Genomic DNA, 6,455 nt, shown 5'->3' on the forward strand with positions numbered 1-6,455 from the left:
GACATTCGTGTCGGGGCTTTTTTATGCTTCTACGAGATACGAGATACGAGATACGAGATACGAGATACGAGATACGAGATACGAGATACGAGATACGAATCGTATGATTACGCTCGGGTCTTCAGCATTTGAGATAGCATAAACATCGCAGCGGCACTGATAACCACAGAAGGGCCAGCAGGTGTGTCATAGAACCAAGATAAGCTTAATCCACCGAATACTGCAATAGAGCCAATAACTGATGCAAGGAAGGCCATCTGCTCAGGTGTGCTCGAGAACTTCCTTGCCGTTGCTGCAGGAATAATCAGTAGCGATGTCATGATTAACGCACCCACAAATTTCATACCGACAGCAATCACGATACCGACAAGCAGCATCAAAATCAGACGCATTAAATCAATGTTGATGCCGTCAACCGCTGCTAGATCTTCATTAACCGTCGTTGAAAGTAGCGGTCGCCAAAAGATAGCAAGCACTAATCCAATCACAGCCGCACCCGCATAGATGAATACCAAATCAGTCGGTGATACTGCAAGTAAGTCGCCAAATAAATAGCTCATTAGGTCGACACGAACATTGTCCAAGAAGCTAACGGCTACAAGACCCAAAGACAGTGCACTGTGTGCCAAAATACCGAGTAGGGTATCGGTCGCGACTAGCTTTTGTTTTTGCAATGTCACGAGTAACACGGCCAGCATCAAACAACAAATCAGCAGTGCGAAATACAAGTTGATGTTAAACAGAAAGCCAAGCGCTAAGCCCATCAAAGAGGCATGAGCAAGCGTATCGCCAAAGTAGGCCATCTTGCGCCAAACTACAAAAGAGCCTAATGGCCCCGCGATAAGAGCAATGCCCAAGCCAGCTAAAATAGAGGGAAGAAGAAACTCAAGCATTAGTGATGTCCGTGTTTATGATTTGAACACTCATGAGCACCACCTTTTACTGGTTGGCCTGCAAGATCATGATGGTGATGTTCATGTTGGTGATGATAAAACGCTAGTGTCTCTTGAGTCGCGGTACCGAAGAGCGCAATATACGAGGGATGATGTTTGATGTCTGCAGGTGCACCTGAGCAACAGATATGATGATGCAAACAGATAACATCGTCTGTTTTGGCCATCACCAGATGCAGATCATGTGAAACCATAAACACCGCACAACCAAAGCGGTGACGAATGGTGTCAATGAGATCATAAAGGTCTATTTGCCCTTGCACGTCAACGCCTTGAGCCGGTTCATCAAGAACCAGTAGGTCAGGTCTTCTTAGTAATGAACGGGCAATCAGTACGCGTTGGTTTTCACCACCAGACAGCTGGTGCATGTTGCTCTTTTGCAGATGTTCAGCACCCACGAGCTTCAATGCTTCAAGGATCTCTTGCTGACTGAACTTACCAGTGAGCTTTAGAAAACGATCTACATTGAGCGGTAGTGAATCGTTGAGCTTTAATTTTTGTGGAACATAGCCAATTTTCAGTTTTTTAGCTTTTGTTATTGTGCCTGAAAATTTGGTTTGTAAACCCAGTACTACTTTTACTAATGTCGACTTTCCTGCACCGTTTGGCCCAATCAGGGTGGTGATCCTGCCGCGCTCTAAATTTAGAGAGATGTTGTCTAGAACTTTTCGACCGTCAAATTCGACGCTCACAGAATCTAGTTGGATTAAGTTATCCATGAATAGAACTCATTTGCAATTCGCTAATGTTATAATGTAACATTTACCTCAAGCCTAAGCTACTTTTCTATTATCGAGGAATTATGTCACGTTCATCTTTTATACTTGCTACTTTGCTTTTAGCGCCAAGTGTTGCAAGTGCTAATACTATTCTAACAAGTTTCAAACCAATTCAAATGATTGTGACAGAGCTAACGCAAGGTGTTAGTGAACCGGATGTGTTGATGAACAGTAATGCTTCGCCGCACGATTATGCGCTCAAACCATCAGATGTCAAAAAAGTTCATAGTGCAGATATGGTCGTTTGGTTTGGCCCCGACTTAGAAGCCTTTTTAACTAAGGTCGTGAGCTCGAATGAAAATGTTATTGAGATCAGCTCTATTCCGGGTATCAACTTACGCGCTTATGGACACGAAGAGCATGACCATGACGCGCATGAAGGTCACCACCATGGCAGCCACGATCCACATTTTTGGTTGGGTATCGATCAGGTCGAAGTTGCTGCGAAATACATTTCAGATAAGTTAATTGAAACTGACCCAGGCAACGCAATGGCTTATCAAGAGAACCTAGATTCATTCTTGATTGCATTGGATGAGAAGAAGCAGTCTATTCGCGAACAACTGGCGCCAATAAAAGACAAAGGTTACTACGTTTTCCATGATGCATATGGTTATTACGAAGAAGAATTTGGTCTGAATAATTTGGGTCATTTCACAGTAAGTCCAGACCGTAAACCGGGAGCAAAAAGCCTGATTGCGATTAAGAAAACGATCGTACAAGAAAATGTTCAGTGTGTGTTTTCTGAGCCTCAGTTTACGCCTGCAGTGATTGAATCTGTGACTCGTGGAAGCAACGCTAAGCAAGGTCAGCTAGACCCTGTTGGTTCTGATGTTGAAGTGAAGACCGGAAGTTATTTCGATTTTCTTCAGCAACTTACCGATAGTTACACAAGCTGCTTAAACGCAAAGTAATTCGTAGAAAGTATTTTTTACTGCACTTTGCTCTCGATATTGTATGAATAGTGCCGCTTTTTGCGGCATTTTCGTGACCGCTAAGATAAAACCTTTCAACAAATGGCAAACCTTCTTTCTCCTTGGTTAATTTCCGCTAAAATGGAAAGATAATAATAAGCACAAAAAAACTCAGTTTATGGTTGAGCAATGATAAAATGTTGTGACTACCAAAACTTCATTCGTTGTTGCTGTTCAGGATCAGAAGTTGTATCGAATTGTCTTCCGAATGTTCATGTTAATGAGCATTTCATTTAGCGCTATCGCGGTAAATACATCACCTTCCGTTTTCTATCCTTTGCCCGTTCAAGCGCAAGGGAATTTTCTTGCGGCTAAAAATTTGTACCTAGGTGCAGGAGGAGGGCTATGGGTTCATGATGTCCATGGAAAAATACTCTTTTACGATGGCCGAACTCTATTCCCTCGCAAGGGTAGCTTGCTGCAATTTTCTTCTGAAAGCGTCGCATTTCTTAACGATGAGTTTTGGACCTTTTTCGATAATGAGGTGTACCGACATAACCCTGGTATTGGCAACGAATTGGCGTTTAGTTTAAGTCCCGGTGCTGAGATTGCGAATATTGGCGCATCCGGTGATTATATTTGGGTGACCGATGGCAGTAATTTTTATACCTATAATACTCAATCTTTAGAGTTCAACACCTACTCTTTACTCAAACTGTACCGTTACAACAATAGCAGTGACATTGCGATAAATGACGCTGAGTGGGTTTTGTCAAAGTGGGTATTGGCGACCAGTTCAGGCGTTTATCTTTCAGATAATCAAGAATTTACTCATGTCAGTGCATCAGACAAAAATCATATAGAGACCGTTTATTTTTCGAAGGCTCGACGTGAGTTAGTTATTGGCACTTTAAATGGCGCTGTGATTGTCGATCTCGCGAATCCAGATAAAGAGACTATCGTCAGAGGGTCACATGTTCTTTCGCTTACTGAAACTTCGGATCAGTATTGGATCGGCACAGAGCATGGTCTTATTAGCTACAACTTTATTACGGGCCAAATTACTCGATTTGAACAAGCCTCTAATCAAGACTTCTCGTTACCGGGAGAGAAAATATACTCGTTGATCAACGACCATGCTGGTGGGATGTGGATCGCGACAAACAACGGTATCCGATATTTCTCACTGTTCAGCAAGACTTTCTCGAGAACGCCATTAACGGGGATGGGCATGCATTCGAGTAGTGTGGTGATCAACAAAGTACTGCCTGTCAATGAACAGTTATCTTGGGTTGCATCCTCAATGGGTCTCTATTTAGTTGACTCTCAAAGTGAAGATAACCCAATCCGCGTTTACTCCAACCCTGTTAAGGATTTTGAGATCTTTGGCACTTCAATTTGGTTGGCTACTGAAGAAGGCATTATTAGTTTTAATACTAATACGTTAGAACCTGAAATTCTCGACTTACCTAGACCGATTGAGGGGGTGCATGTTGAGAATTTTGCGCTTCAGGCTGATAACGTTCTTTGGATGACCTCAGGGCAGAGCCTCTATTCGTTATCAATCGAAGCCATGAAGTTGACGGGATACGGTACTGACTGGTTAGTCGACAAGTTTTTGCCTGCGAAGATCACCGATCTCAATATAGGCTTACAAGGTCGTATTTACATAGGAACAGACCACGGTTTCTATTCGTTTATTGATAAGCGAATTAGTTTTAGTCGCTCAAGCGAACGTTTTGGTAAAGTCGTCGATATTGAAAAAGCGAAAGATGGATCTCAATGGTTTGCGAGTAGTTATGGTGTGTATCGAATCCCTTTTGACGGCTCCGCGATTCAAGAGATCCCGCTTGTTGAAGACAATATCAGCCCGAACTGCCTGGTAAGTGATGACAATGGTGTGTGGTTAGGTTCCTCAAAAGGTATCAGTTATTACGGATTGGATGGGCAGCTGCATAAACATATAGGTTCACCATTTGGCTTGATCACCAATGAACTTGCGGCAGGTGCATGTGCTCTGTTTTACAATGAAGAGAGCCAATCTTCGAGGCTTATTTTCGGCTCAAAGTATGGTGTAGTCAGTGCGTTGTCTAACGAGTTACTGGTATCAACAACACCTCATAGTCGTGCTTTGCTGAGTAAGATAAGTGTCGATCAACATACTGTATCACTTGGTGGGAAAACGGCAGATTTGAGTGAGATTCCTTATGGTTCATCGATAGGATTTAAGCTGGGCATCTTACCAGCGACGTTCGCGCCTGCGATGGAGTACCGGCTGAACGACAATGAGCATTGGAGTGAGTTTGAAGGGGGTCTATTAACACTCGATCACTTGCTTCCAGGGGATTACACGCTTGAGGTTAAGCCGGTTAAAGACTCCCATTATCGCTTCGTGTCAACGAGCCAAAGCTTTTCGATTGCGGAGCCTTGGTATCTCACTAATTGGGCTGCAGCAAGTTCTCTGATACTACTGATTGGTGTCGTGACTATCTTGGTCTTTTGGCGTTCGCGTTATGTCACTTTTGCCAACAGGCACTTAAAAGCGCAAGTTGCATTGAAGACGGACCAGTTGAGGCACCAAAGTCGGATACTACTTGCGACCAATCAACAGCTTAAAAAGCAGCTATCGGTTAAGAATGCACTTGTGTCTCACACTGCAAATGAACTTTCTTCTGAAGTTAATCATATTGCTGCGATGCTCCCCAATTGGAATGATGAACAAGGGAAGTCTCCAATCTTAACGTTGAAAAATGGTTTGGCTCAATTGAGTAATAGCCCTCAAGGAGAGGGGCCGGTTTATTACGATATAATTTTAATCTTAGAAGCGGTACTCAAAGCTTGGCAGGATGATTTAGCCAAAGCTGGCATTGAACTGGATATTAAAGTCGAAACAAAACAACGATATGTAAGCTTGCCGTATTTTAATCTCGATATTATTTTTAACAGTTTAGTCGCGAGCATCATCAAGAGAAACTTTAAGTCACAAAGTATGGTGGTTCTGGTTGAAGAAGTGAAAGAACACCTTGTAGTTACGATTCGAGATCATGGGACGCCTTTTCCTAAATTAGTTTCAAGTATGAGCGACAACACTGGTAAATCGACTGATCTAAACATCGAGAAATTACCTCTATTGATGAATCAGAGCGGTGGGGAGTTGAACGCCTTTGTTTCTGACTCTCAAAATAAGGTTCAGCTTTCGTGGCCGATTGAATATCAAGTGTTCGACAATCTTGAAGCCTGCACAATCGAGCAGATTGAAACTATTAAGCTTGCTAGCTCGACGCAAGAGCAACAAAGGCTTAGTGCTGAACAAGAGTGGAAAAATAAGGTGTCGCAGCTTGTGAGTGAACACTACGCTGATGCAGAATTTAGTACTGCATCAGTTGCTAAGTGCTTGTTCATGTCGGAGAGAAGTCTTCAGAGACGCTTTAAATTGGCTTATAACAAGACCTTTAAAGAGCATTTGAATGAAGTGCGCCTAGAGCATGCTTGCGAACGATTACTTGCTGGGGAGAAGATCTCAGATGTCGCGTTTGACTCGGGCTTCAATGACCCGTCTTACTTCAGTCAAAGGTTTAAACACCACTTTGGCATGTCTCCATCCAAGTTTGCTGAAAACAACGAAGAGTAGCGCGCAGCAGATATTCTGCTAGAACATAGATAAATATACTTTAGCCTCGACATTCGTGTCGGGGCTTTTTTATGCTTCTACGAGATACGAGATACGAGATACGAGATACGAGATACGAGATACGAGATACGAGATACGAGATACGAGATACGAGATACGAGATACGAGATACGAGATA

Annotated in this window: 4 protein-coding genes; 2 read left to right on the forward strand and 2 right to left on the reverse strand. The window is 42.9% G+C overall.

What is annotated here, in order from left to right; all coding sequences use genetic code 11:
- Window positions 1–107 precede the first annotated feature (107 nt).
- A complete protein-coding gene (znuB, locus tag FTW16_RS02990) occupies window positions 108–893 on the reverse strand; it encodes a zinc ABC transporter permease subunit ZnuB (protein ID WP_146490003.1) in 786 nt (261 codons plus the stop codon).
- Window positions 893–1,672 (reverse strand): zinc ABC transporter ATP-binding protein ZnuC, encoded by a 780-nt coding sequence (gene znuC / locus FTW16_RS02995; RefSeq protein ID WP_146490004.1) that lies wholly within the window; start codon window positions 1,670–1,672, stop codon window positions 893–895. Before znuC ends, znuB begins: the two co-directional genes overlap by 1 nt.
- Window positions 1,673–1,755: 83 nt before the next feature.
- Here znuC and znuA point away from each other — a divergent pair, with 83 nt between their 5' ends.
- Both znuA and FTW16_RS03005 read left to right on the forward strand, forming a co-directional pair.
- Entirely contained in the window at window positions 1,756–2,646 is an 891-nt protein-coding gene (gene znuA, locus FTW16_RS03000; RefSeq protein WP_146490005.1) for a zinc ABC transporter substrate-binding protein ZnuA, read from the forward strand.
- A gap of 268 nt (window positions 2,647–2,914) precedes the next feature.
- The gene (locus FTW16_RS03005) at window positions 2,915–6,277 is read left to right on the forward strand and encodes a helix-turn-helix domain-containing protein (protein WP_261383402.1); all 3,363 of its coding nucleotides are present in this window, start codon (window positions 2,915–2,917) and stop codon (window positions 6,275–6,277) included.
- Window positions 6,278–6,455: the final 178 nt, after the last annotated feature.

The organism is Vibrio sp. T20, assembly GCF_007858795.1.
Classification (GTDB): domain Bacteria; phylum Pseudomonadota; class Gammaproteobacteria; order Enterobacterales; family Vibrionaceae; genus Vibrio; species Vibrio satsumensis.